This window comes from Desulfitibacter sp. BRH_c19, from assembly GCA_001515945.1.
In the GTDB taxonomy this organism is placed as follows: Bacteria; Bacillota; DSM-16504; order Desulfitibacterales; family Desulfitibacteraceae; genus Desulfitibacter.
Window position 1 is genome coordinate 352,587 of sequence record LOER01000016.1, and the last position, 18,594, is coordinate 371,180.

Annotated in this window: 16 protein-coding genes; all 16 read right to left on the reverse strand. The window is 36.5% G+C overall.

Features of this window, described 5'->3' with window-relative positions; all coding sequences use genetic code 11:
• Positions 1-37: 37 nt before the first annotated feature.
• The gene (locus APF76_05455) at positions 38-949 is read right to left on the reverse strand and encodes a hypothetical protein (protein ID KUO52480.1); all 912 of its coding nucleotides are present in this window, start codon (positions 947-949) and stop codon (positions 38-40) included.
• 2 nt (positions 950-951) lie between these two features.
• Entirely contained in the window at positions 952-2,322 is a 1,371-nt protein-coding gene (murC, locus tag APF76_05460) for a UDP-N-acetylmuramate--alanine ligase (GenBank protein KUO52481.1), read from the reverse strand.
• 136 nt (positions 2,323-2,458) lie between these two features.
• Positions 2,459-3,583 carry a hypothetical protein gene (locus APF76_05465; GenBank protein ID KUO52482.1) on the reverse strand — a complete coding sequence of 375 codons (1,125 nt, stop codon included), beginning with the start codon at positions 3,581-3,583 and terminating at the stop codon, positions 2,459-2,461.
• Positions 3,584-3,596: 13 nt separating this feature from the next.
• Positions 3,597-4,697 carry a rod shape-determining protein RodA gene (locus APF76_05470; GenBank protein ID KUO52483.1) on the reverse strand — a complete coding sequence of 367 codons (1,101 nt, stop codon included), beginning with the start codon at positions 4,695-4,697 and terminating at the stop codon, positions 3,597-3,599.
• Positions 4,698-4,703: 6 nt separating this feature from the next.
• Positions 4,704-6,068: a hypothetical protein gene (locus APF76_05475; protein KUO52484.1), complete on the reverse strand. Its 1,365-nt coding sequence runs from the start codon at positions 6,066-6,068 to the stop codon at positions 4,704-4,706.
• A gap of 12 nt (positions 6,069-6,080) precedes the next feature.
• Positions 6,081-7,037, reverse strand: coding sequence for a phospho-N-acetylmuramoyl-pentapeptide-transferase (locus APF76_05480; protein ID KUO52485.1), 957 nt, complete (start codon positions 7,035-7,037; stop codon positions 6,081-6,083).
• Between the two features lie 15 nt (positions 7,038-7,052).
• A complete protein-coding gene (locus APF76_05485) occupies positions 7,053-8,420 on the reverse strand; it encodes a hypothetical protein (protein ID KUO52486.1) in 1,368 nt (455 codons plus the stop codon).
• Positions 8,420-9,901 (reverse strand): hypothetical protein, encoded by a 1,482-nt coding sequence (locus APF76_05490; GenBank protein ID KUO52487.1) that lies wholly within the window; start codon positions 9,899-9,901, stop codon positions 8,420-8,422. The genes APF76_05485 and APF76_05490 overlap by 1 nt, the downstream gene beginning before the upstream one ends.
• A gap of 61 nt (positions 9,902-9,962) precedes the next feature.
• Positions 9,963-12,071, reverse strand: a complete 2,109-nt coding sequence (locus APF76_05495; protein KUO52488.1) for a stage V sporulation protein D — start codon at positions 12,069-12,071, stop codon at positions 9,963-9,965.
• Between the two features lie 562 nt (positions 12,072-12,633).
• On the reverse strand, positions 12,634-13,149 hold the full coding sequence (locus APF76_05500) for a hypothetical protein (GenBank protein KUO52489.1): 516 nt from the start codon (positions 13,147-13,149) through the stop codon (positions 12,634-12,636).
• A gap of 31 nt (positions 13,150-13,180) precedes the next feature.
• Complete coding sequence (locus tag APF76_05505) at positions 13,181-14,116, reverse strand: ribosomal RNA small subunit methyltransferase H (GenBank protein KUO52490.1); 936 nt, start codon at positions 14,114-14,116, stop codon at positions 13,181-13,183.
• Positions 14,117-14,131: 15 nt separating this feature from the next.
• Positions 14,132-14,569, reverse strand: a complete 438-nt coding sequence (locus APF76_05510) for a division/cell wall cluster transcriptional repressor MraZ (GenBank protein KUO52491.1) — start codon at positions 14,567-14,569, stop codon at positions 14,132-14,134.
• Positions 14,570-15,423: 854 nt separating this feature from the next.
• Positions 15,424-15,981, reverse strand: coding sequence for a hypothetical protein (locus APF76_05515; protein KUO52492.1), 558 nt, complete (start codon positions 15,979-15,981; stop codon positions 15,424-15,426).
• 15 nt (positions 15,982-15,996) lie between these two features.
• Positions 15,997-17,064, reverse strand: coding sequence for a hypothetical protein (locus APF76_05520; protein KUO52493.1), 1,068 nt, complete (start codon positions 17,062-17,064; stop codon positions 15,997-15,999).
• Positions 17,065-17,079: 15 nt separating this feature from the next.
• Positions 17,080-17,817 carry an adenylyltransferase gene (locus tag APF76_05525; protein ID KUO52494.1) on the reverse strand — a complete coding sequence of 246 codons (738 nt, stop codon included), beginning with the start codon at positions 17,815-17,817 and terminating at the stop codon, positions 17,080-17,082.
• Between the two features lie 47 nt (positions 17,818-17,864).
• A complete protein-coding gene (locus APF76_05530) occupies positions 17,865-18,572 on the reverse strand; it encodes a hypothetical protein (protein ID KUO52495.1) in 708 nt (235 codons plus the stop codon).
• Positions 18,573-18,594 lie beyond the last annotated feature (22 nt).

Here is an 18,594-nt window from a genome sequence, read left to right on the forward strand (position 1 = left end):
AACTTATCTTTTTTCACAGATCCACCCCCTGTCAACTCTATCCTAAAATACTAATCTCCGGTTCTAGGTGAATTCCATAGAAATTTTCTACACAATGAACAGCTTTATCCATCAGGTTGAGAATATCCTCAGCAGTTGCACTTCCAGTATTGACTATAAAATTTGCATGTTTATCTGAAATCTTTGCTCCACCCATATTAAATCCTTTTAAACCAACAGATTCAATAAGGTAACCAGCTGCATAACCCTCTGGATTCTTAAAAACACTTCCTGCATTGGGTAGCCTTAATGGCTGTTTCTCAATTCGGTTCTGCTGATGAAATGTCATTAAATTTTTTATTTTAACAGCATCACCTTGAGCTAGTTTAAGGTTGCCACCGACTATCACCTGAGCACCTTTTTTAAAACTACTTTCGCGATAATTAAAATTCATTTGCTCCCTTGATAGAACCTTGACCTCACCTTCCATATTAACTATTTTGACTTCTTTTATAACATCTCCTAATGATTTACCCCATGCTCCAGCATTCATCAAGATAGCACCACCAAAAGACGCTGGAATTCCTACAGAAAACTCAAGTCCAGTAAGGCTATTTTGCATTGCATATTTTGCAAGTTGTGGCATTGTATTTCCAGCCTCTGCACTTATAATTGTTCCTTGAACGGATATCCTTTCAAGCTTAGCTGTATTGATAACTATCCCTTTGATACCACTATCTTTTACCAGCACATTAGATCCATTTCCCAAGACGATAACTGGTACATTATTCTTCTTTGCAATTTTTATCACACCCACTACCTTCTCCACGCTACTTGGAAATACTAGGTATTGAGCGGGGCCACCAACTCTCCATGTAGTCCATTTACTTAAAGGTTCGTTAGCAAGTACTTCTTTACCTGAATTTAGAATTTCTTTTAATTGCGCAAATACAGTATCATTGATCTCCACTTTCATTCCCCCAAGTTGTTTACAAGTTCTTTACCCTTTTTCCATATATCCCCAGCCCCTAATGTCAATATTAAATCCCCAGACTTAGTTTTTTTTCGCAAATAATCACTTAACTTATTATATTCCTTGTATACTACTTGCTTATTAGGAAAGCTCTTCTTTGCTTCCAGATAAATTAATTCACCACTAATACCTGGAATAGCTTTTTCTCCTGCTGCATAAATATCAGTAATAATTACTAAATCTGCATCAGAAAATGAATTACCAAATTCTTGATAAAGTTGTTTTGTCCTTGAATAACGATGGGGTTGAAATACTACCACAACCCTTCCTTCATGACTCTGTCGAGCAGCTTCTAAAGTAGCCTTAATTTCAGTAGGATGATGTGCATAATCATCTACAACCTTAACGTTGTTTTGATCTCCCAATAATTGAAAACGTCTCTCAACTCCCCTGAATTGTTTTAATACTAGACTAGCTTCTTCAAAACTAATACCAACCTCCATGGCCACTCCTAATGCTCCCATTGCATTGATTATATTATGCTTACCTGCAACAGTAAGTTCCAAACTACCAAGAAATTTATTTTCGTAGTATATGTCAGAGATGCTTCCTGTTGCCTTAAAAACTATATTTTTTGCAACATAAGAATCATTTTCTTGTAGACCATAATATTTTATATTTCTGCCTTTTGGCACTTTGATTCTTTTAACAATTTCATTATCTATTCCAAGAAATATTGTGCCTCCCTCAGGAACTTGATTAATAAATTGTTGAAAAGAACTAATTATATTTTCCATACTACCATAGTGATCCAAATGATCATCCTCTATATTAGTCACTAGGGCAATTTCAGGAAAGAGCTCTAAAAATGACCCGTCACTTTCATCTGCTTCGGCTACAAGGTATTCTCCATAACCTAACTTAGCATTTGAGCATAAGTTGAATACCTCACCACCAACTACAATAGTAGGATCATACCCAGCATCTTCAAGTACCAGAGCGATCATTGAACTTGTAGTTGTTTTCCCGTGAGCTCCCGCTACAGCAATGCCCCTTTGAAGTTTCATTAATTCTCCAAGAAGTTTTCCTCTTTTGATGATTCTTATATTTCTATCTTTAGATCTGCGAATTTCAGGGTTGGTCTCAGGTATAGCAGTAGAAACCACAACCAAATCACAAATATCAGGTACATTATCTTCCTGGTGGCCTATTTTTATTTGGGCGCCCATTTGGGTAAGCCGCTCTACATATTTTGAGTTAGATAAATCTGAGCCACTAACTTTTGTTCCAGTTTGAATTAGTATTTTTGCCAGGCCACTCATGCCTGCGCCACCAATACCAATAAAGTGTACATAATTTATTTCTTTCAAAGCTACCACTCCTTTTGTCCCGAGAAGCAAAGTAACATAACTTACAAACCATACTATGCAGACTAAGATACTTTTGTTACACAAAGTAAATTTTTAATTATAGCTTGTCTAACTAAAAAGCAATTTTCAAGCTAGCTCAGGATAGTAAATTATAAGGTACTACTTCAGTAAACACTTCAAGTATTTTCTTTAATGCGTGAGGTTCTCCAAGCTCCTGGGAAGCCTTTTTCATAGAAAGTAATCTCTTTTCATTCAATAATAGATTATCTAATTCCTTTAAAAGATTATTTGATGTTAAATCATGATCTTTTATTAATATTGCTGCACCATTTTTAACGAGGGATCTTGCATTATGTTCTTGATGGTTTTCAGTTGCCCATGGATATGGCACCAATATGGCGGGTATCCCTAAGGCTGTGATTTCCGCTAGAAATGTAGCTCCTGCTCTCCCTATTACTAGGTCAGCAATACCTATAGCATCTTCCATATTATGTATATAAGGCTTAATGGTAATATTACCCATATCTTCAAGATTTATTCCTTGTTTTTTAATAGTTTCAGTTGTTTCAAGATAACTTGCTTCACCTGTAATGAATATGAATTGAGTATTTTTGATTTTAATCAGTTCAGCCATTGATTTGGCAATTGCATTGTTAATACTCCATGCTCCTCGGCTTCCACCTGTAATTAAAACAGTTTTCATTCTTGGGTCAAGTCCCAACCTTTTATAGCTGCCTTTTTTCGAAACCTTTAGTATCTCCGAACGTATAGGTAGGCCGGTTAATCTAAGTTTGGACTTATCTTTAAAATACTGTTTACTATCTTTAAATGTCAAGCAAATACGCTTAGCTCTTCGAGCTAATAACTTATTTGTAATACCAGGATATGAGTTTTGTTCATGTAGCATGAGTGGTACACCCATTTGAGAACCTACCCACGCTACTGGACCTGCAACATATCCTCCTGTTGATACTATGGCGTCAGGTTTAAACTCTGAAATAATTTTAAAGGATTGCCCCAGCCCTTTAAGGAATTTAAAACCACTTTTAAGCGATTGAAAATTAATCTTTCTGGGTAACCCTTCAACTGTGATGAACCGAAAATTTATACCTGTTTTTGGGAGAATCCCTGCTTCTAAGCCTTTACTTGTACCAACATATAATATGTCACAACCTACGTAGGTTTCCTGTAAACCTTTTGCAATTGCTAGGGCAGGATAGATATGTCCCCCTGTCCCACCACCTGTTATTATTACATTCATAAACAACACCCGCCTAAGTGCTTTTTGTATATCTAGATATCCCTAGTAAAATACCAACCCCTGCCATGGTAAATACTAGGCTAGAACCTCCATAACTAATAAATGGCAAGGTAATACCTGTAACTGGTAAAGAACCTGTTACAACGCCAATATTCATTAATGCTTGAAATGATATCATTATTGTAATGCCTGCTGCTACAAGGCTTGTAAAGTTATCAGGTGCTGAAACAGCGATTTTAAAGCCCCTCCATACAAATATTACAAATAGAATTAAGATAAAAGCGGCACCTATAAAGCCTAGCTCTTCACCAAGTACTGCATATATAAAATCTGTATGCCTTTCTGGTATATAAAGCAACTTTTGTCTTCCATTACCCAACCCCATTCCCAACAGTCCTCCTGAACCAAGTGCCAAAAGAGATTGTATAGTTTGAAAACCTGCACCAATGGGATCTTCATATGGATTAATGAATGCCATGATTCTTCGTAACCTATATGGTTCCGCAATAATTGCTACCGCAATAGCTACTAGGCCGCTAGAAGCTAACATAGTTAGATGTAATGGTTTTGCACCTGCTACCACTAATAATAAATAGATTGTACCAGCAACTGCAACTGCAGTACCCAAATCTGGTTGAGCTAGAATTAATGCACAAACAATACCCAATATAACCAATTGGGGTAATAAGCCTCTCCCAAAATTTTTTAAATTCTTTTGGTTTAGGCTTAAACTCTTTGCCATAAATAGTACCATAGCTAGTTTAACAATTTCTGACGGTTGAAAAATAAATCCACCGAGACCAATCCATCGACCTGCTCCACCACTTACCTTCCCAATTAAAAGCGTCAGGACCAGTAAAGACATTGTACCAAGCAGGATAGGAGCTGCAAATTTATAAAGGACTTTATAATGGATATTCATTGCAAAAATAAGAGCAACAACACCTATCGAAGCGTTAAATAATTGCCTTCTTAAGTAAAAATACATATCCCCATGGCTTATATCAGATGAATAGGCACTAGAACTGAATACCATGATAATACCTATACTTATTAAGATCATAGTAACAAAAAAAATTGTAAAGTCCGGGGAATGCCTGTTTTTATCTAACATATCTTTTCACCCCATCACTTTTTTTACTAACTTCCGGAAGTGGTCTCCTCTTTCTTCATAGTTACTGTACATATCCCAGCTAGCACACGCAGGAGATAACAGCACAATACCACCTTTTGAAGAAATGTTCTTACTAAGTTCCACAGCCTCAGCTAAATTGTTTACCTGATAGCACTCACTAATGCCTGCATCAGTAGCAGCTTCCTTAATCTTTACTGCTGTTTCTCCAAACACAACTATTTTACAACTTAAACCAGCCGCTATTTTGGCAAGGTCATTAAAAGAGCTTCCCTTATCCATTCCACCAGCAATTAACACAATTTTTTTATCCATATAGGCTTCTACTGCCTTTATTGTGGCTTCAGGATTAGTTCCTTTAGAATCATTTATATATGTAATACCATCTACTTCTCCCACTGGTTCTAATCTATGTGGAACCCCCGGAAACGTTTGTAAGCTCTCCTGTAATCCTTTTCGATTGACATTACATATCAGCGCAACGGCAATAGCAGCCATAGAGTTTTCTAAATTATGCGAACCTTTAATCTTAACTTGCTCCCAGTCTATAATCTTTTCTGTTTTACCCTGCCAGTTAGCAATAATTGTTCCTTGATCTAAAAAAATACCTTTTTCTAATTTATGTTTTTTACTAAAAAATATTACCTGACATTTTATCTTGGAGGCAAAGCTCCTTGTCAGTTGATCATCATAGTTTAAAATAGCATAATCATCTTTATCTTGATTAATAAAAATATTACCCTTAGCAGCTATATATTTTCCCATTGTTTTATGTCTATCCAAATGGTCAGGAGTTATATTTAAAAGTACTGCAATTTTAGGACAAAACTGATGTACAGTTTCCAATTGGAAGCTACTCACTTCAACAACTAAATATGTATTATCATCTGCATAAGTCACTTCTTGAACCAAGGGTATTCCGATATTTCCTGCCACCTTTACTTTTTGTCCAGTTTTAGATAAAATATCCCCGATTAGAGCAGTCGTAGTAGTCTTCCCATTTGTACCCGTAACAGCGATAATAGGAGATTTTGTCATTATAGATGCCAGCTCTAGCTCACTCCATACAGGTAACCCTTTACCAAAAGCTGTAGTTATAGGAGCTGCAGTTAATGGTACACCTGGGCTTGTAACAACTAAATCAAACTTATCAGTACTTATTTCAGGCTCAGATCCTCCCAAATAATAGTCAATATTTAATCCTGAAAGGGTTTTTAATTCCTTCACTAGTTTTTCTAGTGGTTTCTGATCATATATGGAAACAATTGCTCTCTGTTCTTTCAAAATCTTAGCAGCAGCAATACCACTTCGCGCCATACCAATTATTAAAACTTTCTTTTCCTTGAAATCCATTAACATTACCCCTTACATCATATACTTAAATAACGCAATACCTGCAAAAGCAAATACTATAGACACTAGATAAAATACTAATACAATTTTTCTTTCTCCCCAACCCTTTAATTCAAAGTGGTGGTGTAAAGGACTCATTAAGAATAACCTTTTTCCAATAGTCTGGAATGCTATAACTTGAATTATTACTGATAATGTTTCTATAACAAATATTATTCCTATAAATACTAGTAGAACTTCTGTTTTAGATAAAACAGCTAGAGTAGCTATTGCAGCTCCAAGGGCTAGTGATCCCGTATCTCCCATGAAAACCTTTGCAGGATTGAAGTTAAAAACCAAAAAACCCATACAACCTCCTGCAAGAGTAGCTGCAAACATTGCTAATTCTTGATTGTCTAGCATAATACTAATCATCAAAAAGCCTAAAGCTGCTACTGCTGTAATCCCGGTAGCAAGGCCATCAAGTCCATCAGTAAGATTCACAGCATTAGTTGTGCCTACTACAACTATAATAACAAATGGAAGATAAAGCCACCCAAAGAATACATAGCCTAAAAATGGAATCCAAACTTCGGTCCCTCTATCTAAAAATACAACAGCTATAAATGCTAAAATAAGACTTAATAAAACCTGTCCTGCCAATTTCCATCTTGCCTTTAAACCAAGAGATCTCCTTAAGACTACTTTTATATAATCATCAGTAAACCCTATTAGACCAAAACCAAGTGTCATTAATAATAATAAGGCAGTATCAAGACTAGGAGATGATATAAAAAGTGTAACAATAATTACTGGCAATAAGAAAATCAGTCCACCCATGGTCGGTGTTCCGGCTTTCCCAAAATGTCTTTTTGGTCCATCGGAACGTATTGTTTGACCCACTTTTAGACTACGCAAAACAGGTATAATTAACGGTGCCAAGATTACTGTACTAATGGCAGTAACAGCAAATGTTATCAAATAGACCATACTTTATGTGTCCCCCTAAACAAGTTCTTTAACAATTTCTTCGATTTTAGTAGCTCTAGAGCCCTTAAATAGAATAGTATCTCCCTTTGTAATAATTTTTTTCAGGTGATCAGTTGCTTCCCTGTTGTTTGTAAAAATAAAGACTTTGTCTTCAAGCATCCCACTTTTTAGAGCTCCTTGAGCAATCATCTTTGCAAGTTCTCCTACTGTTACTAAGATGTCAATGCCCTTGGCATGAACCTGCTTACCGACTGTATGATGACCCTCTTCTTCATACTTACCTAATTCGTACATATCACCTAAGACAGCTATTTTTCTGTGATTTTTTACTGTGGACAAAATATCTAAACTTGCAACCATAGATACTGGATTTGCATTATATGTATCGTTTATAAGTATAATATTCTTTTCTAGAATAATTTTCTCTAACCTTTTTTCTGATAAAATTGAATTTTTGAGTCCTTCACTAATACTCTTTAAATTAAGACCCAGTTCATAAGCAACTCCTGCAGCAGCTAGTGAGTTTAAAATATTATGTCGTCCAGGAATGGGCAATGTAATATCAATGCTCTCATTATAAATCTCCAGCTGGAACAGACTCTTGTCAAAATACATTTCTATATTTTTTGCTTTGTATTTATGCTTGCTTTCAAATCCATAAAAGTTAACATCTGCCTCTGTCCAACCTTCCATCTGCCTACACCAATAATCTTCTCCATTTAAAATTACTTTTCCGTCTTTATGAATATTTTTTACAAGTTCACTCTTTGCAATTGCTATATTCTCTATTTTTCCAAGGAGTTCAAGATGTACAGGAGCAACATTTGTAACAACCCCTATCGTAGGCTGAGCAATACGAGCTAGCTCATCAATTTGCCCTAATCCTCGCATCCCCATTTCTACTACAACTGCTTGTGTATCTTTATCAATATTAAGAAGGGTCAGAGGAAGTCCTATTTCATTGTTAAAGTTACCCTTACTTTTCACAACATTTAGCTTTTGCTGAAGAATAGTAGCTATTAGATCCTTTGTACTAGTCTTTCCATTGCTTCCAGTTACTGCTATGACCGGAATATTAAACTTTTTCCTATGGTGCTTAGATAAATCCTGAAGTGCTTTTAATGTATCCTCCACAATTATAACGGGCATCGTAAAAGTTGGTTTAGATTTTGCCCACCAATTTTCATTTACGATAACAGCAACAGCGCCCTTTTCTTGTGCTACATTTATGAATTCATGTCCATTAAACTTTTCACCAATCAGGGGGATAAATAAGTCCCCCTTTTGTATGGATCTTGTATCTGTTGAAACTTTTTGTATAGTAATCTCAGTTTGACTACTTAACTCCCCATGGACTGCATGTGCTATTTCTTGAAGCTTCATTATTCCACCAACTTCACCAGAAATTCTTTTGCAATTTCTTTGTCATCAAATGGATATGTTTTCCCTTTAACTTCCTGATATGTTTCATGCCCTTTGCCGGCAATCAGTATTAAGTCATCCTTTTGAGCCATTTGAATTGCCTTACCTATTGCTTGCTTCCTATCAACTACTACTTCATATGGAACTGATAGCTTATCTAAGCCTGGTAGTATATCTGTAATTATCGCTACGGGCTCCTCATTTCTAGGATTATCTGATGTTACTATGCTATAAGTGCTATACTTAGCAACAGCTTCTCCCATCAACGGTCTCTTTGTCCTATCCCTGTCACCACCACAGCCAAATACTGTTATTATACGCCCTTTGACAAAATTTTGTGCAGAAGTTAAAACATTAATCAAGCTATCAGGTGTATGGGCATAGTCCACAATAACGGTAAAATTTTGATTTGCATCAACCCTTTCAAAACGTCCAGGAACTCCCATAACAGCCTCTAGCTTATCCTTTATGACGTCTGGCTCAATTCCTTCAAGGTAGCCAACCACAAATGCAGCTAAGGAATTGTATACATTAAATAAGCCAGTCATTTTCAGTTTAAGACTAACACTACCCTTAGGAAACACTAGATCATAAGACACCCCATGCCCCTGAACATTAATGTTTTTTGCTCTGAAGTCACAATCCTCATTAATACCATATGTATACACAGGAACACGTGCCTTGTTTCTAAAATACTCATAATAATTGTCATCTCTATTTATTACTGCATATTGGGGTCTTCTTTTTTTATAGTTGCCTATCATTTCAAAAAGGGCACCCTTTGATTCTTTGTAAGCATCAAGGCTTTCATGAAAATCCAGATGGTCTTGTGAAAGGTTTGTATATACTCCCACATCAAAGGAGCTTCCATGTACCCTCTTTAAGTCCAATGCATGAGAGGATACCTCCATAACACCATATGAAGCATTTTCTTTAAGCATCTGCGAAAACATATATTGCAAATCTACTGCTTCAGGAGTTGTTCTACTAGCCGGGAGAGTTTGGTCACCAATCATATTACCAATGGTACCGATTATTCCTACCCTGTGACTTGCTTCAAGAATTGATTTAATAAGATAGGTTGTAGTAGTCTTGCCATTTGTTCCAGTAACCCCAATTAAGCCAAATTTATTTGATGGATAATCATAAAAGAGGGTTGCCATTAACGACATGGCATCCCTAGCATTCTTGACCTTTATTTGAGGTACATTTAAACCTTCTAAATATCTTTCCACCACAAGTGCTGCTGCCCCACATTTAACAGCCTTATCAGCATATAAATGTCCATCTGTCTTGAACCCGGGAACACAGAAAAATAGATCTCCTGTTATAACCTGCCGAGAATCATATTTTAGACCATGTATTTCTATTTCATCTATAGGTTTAGATGTTTCGTAGAAGTTTAATGGTTTTAATATATCATGCAAATTCACTAAAATCATCCCCCTATAACTTTCTATATTACTAAATTAACCCAAAAGTAAATATTTTAACCTATTACAGTTACTCCTGAAAAATCACATTAACTTCACTTCCTGGTTCTAAATTTGAATTTGGTTTTGGATTCTGCTCAATTGCCGACCCACTACCTTCCGGGACCAATTTAAGTCCCATAGCTTCTAGAACATTAGCTGCCTGGTATACTCGATAGCCAGATATGTCGGGCACTTTTAGCATTTCCGTCGCTTCGCCTTCTTCTAATTGGAGGATTATAGTAGTCCCTGGTGTTACCTTGGCCATGGCTGCAGGATTTTGATCCTTTATTATTGTTCCATTACCTCTAAAATCAGCTATTAATCCAAGACTTCTTAAAGCTTGCTCTGCCTTATCAATACTTAATCCTGTCAAGTCTGGCAAAGAAATCTGTTGATTCTCAGTTTGTTCCTTTTCATCGGGGTTGTATTGAGGGGCAACACCTAAATAGTGCAAACTGTCTTCCACTACCCTTTTAAAAATTGGAGCAGCTACAGTACCCCCATAATATGGATAACCTTGAGGTTCATCAATTACAACTAAAGCAACTAGTTTGGGATCATCTACAGGAGCCACTCCAAGAAAGGATGCGACATATCTCCCCTGTAAATAACCACCTGCTCCTGCTTTTTGAGCTGTACCAGTTTTTCCGCCCACTCGGTATCCTTCAATATATCCATTTCTCCCAGTACCTTCGCTAACAACCTCTTCAAGGATTCCTAAGGTTTCTTGGGCTGTTTCCTTTGATATTACCTGTTTAACAACTTCCGGCTCTATAGCTTTAACAAGGTTTCCGTCTTTATCTCTAATTTCTCGTACAAGATGAGGTTTTAATAAAGTACCATTATTAGCAATGGCCGACATAGCTGATGCTAACTGAACTGGAGTAACAGCTATACCCTGGCCAATAGAAATAGTAGCTATATTTACCTGCTTAAGGTTCTCTTCTTGTATCATAATGCCACTAGCTTCACCAGGCAAATCAAGTCCAGTTATACTGCCAAAACCAAAATCTCTTATATAATTATAAAAATTACCTTTCTGCTTATCCTCTAATCTTAGTCCTAAAGTAATAAATGTAGGGTTACAAGAATTCTGAACGCCTACTGAAAAAGTCTGGCTTCCGTGGGGATTATAATACCGCCAGCACTTAATGGTTTCACCACCAACCCTAATTGATCCTGTACAAACAAATTTTTCATTTTCCCCAACCAGCCCTTCCTCTAAGACAGCTGAGGTTGTAACCACCTTGAAAGTAGATCCTGGTTCATAGCTGTTGGATACGGCAATATTTCTCCAGTTTTCCTGTGGATATTGACTATAATTGTTTGGATCATAGGTAGGTCTGCTTGCAAGAGCTAGAATCTCTCCTGATTGAGGGTCCATTACTATTATAGTAGCACTTTTGGGATTGCTAGTGCTGGCCATTAAAGTATCTAATTCTCTCTCTGCAATGAATTGGATTGTCTCATCAATTGTGAGAACCAGACTATTTCCATCCTCTGGAGGAATATATTGATGCATAGCATGGGGTATCTCTCTTCCAGCTGCATCATATTCTACTACAATAGCACCTCTTTTTCCATTTAACTCCTCATCATAAATTACTTCAATTCCTTCTAGACCCTGATTATCAATACCAGCAAAGCCTAAAACATGAGCTGCCAAGTGATCATTTGGATAAAATCTCTGGCTTTCCTCAGCTACATTGATACCTGGCAAATTCAACTCCCTTATAGCAGTAGCTTTATCATAATCTACTTTACGAACAACGTATTCAAACCAGGAGCCATTTTTTGTTATACGATTATATACATTTTCAACAGGTATATCCAAGATTTTTGATAGTTCTTCTGCAATTTCTTGGGCTTTTCCACTTCTATTGACTTGGGGAGGAATAGCATAAATATAATCAGCGCTTACGCTGATGGCCAATTCTCTCATATTTCTATCAAAAATAGTTCCTCTTTTTGGCTCCACAGGCACCTCTCGCAAACGATTATCGAGGGCCTGTAGTTGTAACTCATCTCCCCTGACAAATTGAATCCAGACAAGTCTAAAGCTTAAAAAAAAGAAAGCTGCAAAGAAAAGTAAAAACACCTTTGCAATTCTCTTTTTCATAACTACATTTCCTGTCATTTATCTTCTCCCCTCCATTTTACTCATAATAAAGTGAAACTCCTATCAGTAGGGGTTGGCCTATAAACAGGATTCTTTATTCAGGTGGAGTTCCCACAGGATTAGTTCAGCTATAGTTCAGCTATAGTTCAGGGAAAGTCACCTGAACTAAGTTTTACTGAATGACTCCATCTGAATATTATAGAGCGAAACTTGCCAAATTGTTTGGCTTAGCTGAGCTAATCCTTTAGGGAAAACCGTTATCCAGGGGCTTAGTACCAGTTATCTCCCACCTACTACCGTAGTTCTAGCATTGTGTTTTAGCAATGCGTAGAAATACTAGTGCAGAGCCGCCAGTAGTTCTAGCATTGTGATTTTTGCAATGCGTAGAAATACCAGTGCAGAGCAAGAGGTGGGAGTCTTGGAGTGAAACTTGTCAACTTGTTGACATAGCTGAACCCATGCAAGGCTAGTGGTAGTTAGTCATCGGATAAATAATTGCCCGCAAAGTATATTACTGATAGTTAGTTGCTGTATCCGGAAGGTGAATTAGTCAGATAGTTAGCAGACTAATGTGTTGAAACTAATGCTTGCCTGTAACAGCCCATTCACTAAAAACATTTGCTATTGCAGTCATAATGGAAAAAGAAGCATTATTGTCTGCTGCTTCGATATATTCATTTCCCGATGGGTTATGTAATGCAAGAAGGGTGTCTGCTGTAGAAACTTCTTCAGCACTAACCATTTTCAAGTTTTCAAACTGCGGTTTCTCCATTCCCAATTCAGCCACAGCTATTAGTTCAATATTTTCTAGAGCAAGCAATTTATTCTTTTCTAATTGTAACCGTTCATTAGATATTTGCATAGAATGTAATTCATCTTTAACTTTATTTAATTCCTGACCCTTTACACCAACTTGGCCAGCTAAACCTGTAAGTGCTAACCCCAAAATAAAAGATACTAAAGTTAATGAACACATAAAAAGTTTTACTTTTGTAGAAGTCTTGATAAGTTTAGCCTTTTTAGGTTCACTATTTTCTTTATTTACCTTTAAAACTTCGGTAGTATTATACTCTTTTATCTTAGGAGCTACTAACAAACTATTCACCCTCTCCATCTTTTATGCCTGATTATAGTCTTTCCACTATTCTTAACCTGGCACTCTTGGCTCTAGAGTTATTTTCCAATTCCTCTGTAGAGGCAGTTATAGATTTTTTATTAATTATTTTAACTTTGGCTTTCTTATCACAAATGCATATTGGCAATTTTGGTGGACAAATACATGTTGATGCCAAATCTCTAAATGTATTTTTTACTATACGGTCTTCCAACGAATGAAAAGATATTATTGCTAATCTACCACCCGGATGTAAAATTTCTACAAAATCATCTATTGCCTTTTCGAGACCTTCAATTTCCTTATTTATAGCAATTCGTAAAGCTTGAAATGTTCTTTTGGCCGGGTGTGAATTTTGCTCTCTAACCTTTTTTGGTATAGCTTTGTCAATTATGGTTACTAAATCTCTTGTAGTTTCAATCTCTTTAAGTTGTCTATATTTAACAATGAAATCTGCAATTCTTACAGCCCATCTGTCTTCACCATATTTCTTAATCATATTAGCTAGTTCTTCCTTGCTTAGTGTATTGACAAGCTCCTTAGCTGTAGTTGCGTCCTGTTCATTCATCCGCATATCAAGGGGGCCGTCTTGCATGTAAGAAAATCCTCTAAACTTATTATCAATTTGAAATGAGGAAACACCAAGGTCTATTAGAGCTCCATTAACCTTAGTCCAACCATTAATATAGAAAATTCTTTTTATGTTTTTATAGTTATCATGGACTAGTGTAACCCTTTGTCCGTATTCTTTTAGCTTATCTCTAGCTGCTTCTAGTGCTTGAGTATCTCTGTCAATTCCCATTAACACACCATTTGGTGAAGCTTTTCTTAGCATGTGATAGCTATGCCCACCACCACCTACTGTACCATCAACTAGATCCCAATCAGCCTTAATGCCTAGTCCTTCAATGACTTCATCCAACAAAACTGGCTGATGATAAAATTTCAATGTTTTCTTGCCCTCCTATATATTAATGTCTATATCCTGAAGTTTTTCTGCAATTCCTTCATAATCCATTTCTTCACTCTGACTGTAGCTTTCCCAAACTTCTCTGGACCAAATCTCTATTCTTGAAGAAACTCCTATTATCACAACATCCTTATCAAGTTTTGCATATTCTCTCAAATTAGATGGCAAAAGTATTCTTCCTTGCTTATCAAGCTCACACTCATTGGCTCCTGAGAAAAAGAATCTAACAAAAGCCCTAGCATCAGCTTTAGTAAAAGGTAAGTTCTTTAGCTTTTTTTCTATTACTAGCCACTCATCCATGGGATAAACAAACAAGCAGTTATCCAAACCCTTTGTAATAACAAAGTTTTGTCCTAATCCATCACGGAACTTGGATGGGACTATTAATCTGCTCTTTGGATCAAGAGAATGTTGATACTCTCCCATAAACATACTTGCTCACCCCACTTTGTGGGTATTTCGCCCCACATACATCCACTTTAATCCACCTATTCTCCCTTCATCCCATAAATTCCTTCTTTTGTATATTCTTTATTTAATTTTTTTTTAAAATAGGACTAAAGTCACATGTAAAAGGCAGGATAAAGCAAAGACCTAAGAAGCAAGAGGCAAGAATCAGGATAAAAAAAGACACCTTGGTAGACTTTAAAGGTGTCTAAAAAATGTAAATTACATTTTAACTGACTAACTTGGCGTCCATAAAGGACTGGTATTTCTACGCATTGCAAAATGCGCAATGCTAGAACTACTGGCGTAATACAAGTGGGAGTACAACGCCAACTAAGCCATTCATTCGTAGCTCTAAAATTCAGCGGGAGTAGAATCTCCCCCTGAATTAAGATCTTACTTCAATCAGCTTCAGTTTCAAAGTAAAAATCCACAGCATTAAACTTTTTCAAATCTGTTGCAACAATACCTTTTCTATCATTATTTCTACTACCTATACCTGCGACTGGGGTGAACTGGTTATACCTTTTTAGGGCCTTGTTTCTAATCATAAATAAAACACCTCCAAATCTAGTATTTCATAAGGAGGGATGAATTATTTGAATTTTATCCGATGACTATCGCCACTAGCCTTGCATGGGTTCAGCTATGTCAACAAGTTGACAAGTTTCACTCCAAGACTCCTATCTTCTAGCCTTGCACTAGTATTTCTACGCATTGCAAAAATCTCAATGCTAGAACTACGGTCGCAAGTGGGAGATAAGTGGCGCTACGTCCCTGGATAACGGTTTCTAGAACTCAGATGGAGTCAAAACTCCACCTGAGTTCTAGAAACCTGTTTATCCTCTTTTATATAGATAGAATACTATGAAAAGCATAGCAATAATCATCACAACCAATGGAATTCCCACGTAGCCTATTAATGTATAGATCCCCAACGTAGCCAATGTTACTAAAATTCCAGCTATAAACATTCCAATAGTAATTGCCGGAAATGCTAATCTAAATGGTATCCCAAAAAGAAAAGCTGCAATACTACCTGTCCAGACTCCAGTAAGTGGCAAAGGCACAGATACAAGTAGCATTAAACCTAACGCTTCATATTTTTGCAGTTTTTTACTTTTAGTTCTTGTTCTTGACAGAACCCATTTAACAAATCTTCTAGAATAAGAATATCTCTCCATTACTTTAATGACATGGGGTAACCATAATAGTAGCGGTATAATGGGAATAAAATTGCCCATAAGAGCATACATCAAAGCTGCAATAGGGTCCATATTCATACCTATTGCAATGGGAATGGTAGCCCTCAATTCAGTTACTGGCACGGCAGATAATATCATTACCTGTGCTTCTAGAGGAAAGTCTTTTAACATTTCTATAATTAATTCTCCCATAGTAATATCACCTTACTAGTACTTATTATAAATCTCTGCCAATTCAGCAACCAACTGATAAATTTTTTCTGCCTGTTCATCTGTTAGTATACCAGTTCCACATGCAGGGCTTAAAAGGATTTGCTTTTTAAGTTTACTTTCATTTAATCCTTTTCTTAATAACTGGTCAATTTGACCCTCAAACTCATTCTGCAAGTTTTTCACATTTTCTTGCTGGGATAAATTATACGTAGGAACAACACCCCATGCAAGAATTCCACCTTTATCTACAAATGATATCAACTCATCTTTATAAACAGCCAGAGACTGAAAGTAACCAGTATCAAAGTTTATAATATCAAAACCTGCATCCATAAATATTGTCCAATCTATATTGCAACACGAATGCGCTCCTACTATTGCTCCCATTTTGTGAACACCGTCTACTATTGAAGCTAAATCATCCACTATACCTTGTCTATTTAAGGTCAAATAGTTGGATGTTCCATAAGCACCAACTGCTGGATCATCAACAAAAATAATTGTCTGTTTGCCTCTTTTTCTAAGTTCATATGCCTGCCACATTGCATTTATCATAATTGCTTTTACGATTATATCACGGGTTTGATCAGTATAGTATACCAATTTCTTTTTATGATCCTTTAGAAATAAACCAACACTTAAAGGACCAGCAATCTGTCCTTTGTAAGCAATTGAATCAGTAAAATTCCCTTTATCTATCCAATCCAGAAAATCATAAAATCCTGGCGCAGCGTTTATAGGCATTTTTATATCCTCAAGAACATTCATATTTCCACTTTCTATTTGAAAATACAATTCATAGAAACTAACTTGATTTTTCACCCAATTAGGGCTTTCATAGTCCATCATAACTTTATCATCATTAATATTTAATAATCCCAACTGAACTAAAAAGTCAAGATTTTGAAAAACAAAGTGTTCTTGAACACCCCTATTTGGCAGTTGGGGCCAATGGGGAATTAAGGGTATGGTGTCCTTAATCAACTGTAAGGCTCTTGTAGTATTGTTAAAAGGTAGACTCCCTATTGCCGTTGCCTCAAAGCCCTTAATTTCTAAGGTCATTATTAATCTCCTTCGTTATATATTTCCGCATACAGGACAATTCATATTTCGTTCCATCTTAAATTCACTAAATGTAAGTTCTAGTCCATCAAAAACAAGGAGGCGATTAGTAAGCGTGTTGCCTAATTTGAGTACTAATTTGACCACTTCCATTGCCTGGATTGTGCCCAAAACACCTGGCAAACAACCTATTAAACCAATCTCTCCTTCATTTTCCTCAGGCATAGTGGGGAAAATACATCTATAGCAGGGAGATTTGCCTGGGATAATGGTAGTAGCTAACCCTTCCCACCCAGCAACTCCAGCTTCAACAAGAGGTTTCCGTAAACTAACACAGGTTTCGTTTACTAAGTATCTAGTGGTTAGATTATCCAAAGCAGTAACAATTATATCATAATCTGAAATCAACGGTACACAATTATTCTTAGTAATCCTAAAAGGATATTCAACTAAGTTGATGTGAGGATTTAGCCTTTCTAGCGATTCTTTTGCAGATTTTACTTTGTTTACACCTATTTTATTAGTATCATGAAGGATTTGTCTCTGTAGATTTGATAAATCTACATTATCCGAATCTACTATGCCAATAGTGCCTATTCCCATGGCTGTTAGATAAAAAAGGACTGGAGAACCTAGTCCACCTGCTCCAATAACTAGAACCTTGGTTTTTCTAAGTTTCAACTGTCCTTCTTCTCCAACATCATGCATTATTAATTGCCTTTTGTACCTAAGTCTTTCATCACTAGACAACATAGTCGATATCCTCCTTTTTAAAGAACAAACGCACCGAATAGGTGCGTTTAGTTTGATTCTTCTTCAGCTTCAGTATCAGCTTCAGTATCAGCTTCAGTATCAGCTTCAGTATCACTATCTTCTTCAAGTGCTTCAATCATTTGATTTGCAAAGGTTACAAAAGTCTCTAACTGCTCCTTGGCTTCATCATTAATGTCTTGTTCAAGTGCCTTTCCGAATTGGGTTAATGCACCATCGAAATCCCCTTCACTATTCATCAAGTAGACACCATAGTTTGCAAGAGCATTAACATTGTTTTCATCTAATTCTAAAGCCTTGTTAAAATGCTCGCGAGCTAATTCATCATTGCCTGCACTATGTGCTACTACAGCAGTCTGAGTAATTAAGTTGACGTTATCGGAGTTCAGTTCAACTAATCTCTGATAAAAACCAAGAGAATTATTCATTTCTTCTTTTTGCTTTTCTTGATCTTCATATAAACCTGCTAAGTTCCAGTGTATCTCTGCTAACGCACCTATAGCCTCCTGATCATCAGGATCTTCGGTTAATTTGGCATTATACTCCTCTAATAATCCTTCAAAAAAGGCCATTTGTTCTTCCGGTGAAAGGTTTGGATCAGCAGAAGCATCAGGAAGTTGTTGTCCCCCTAAACCACCCATTAATGTAAATGATCCAACAAGACCTATAGATAACATAATTACTAGGACAATCATTGGTCCTCTCATTTTCTTTACATTTCTTAGTTTCCTCATCATATTCAATCGCCTCCTATAGTCT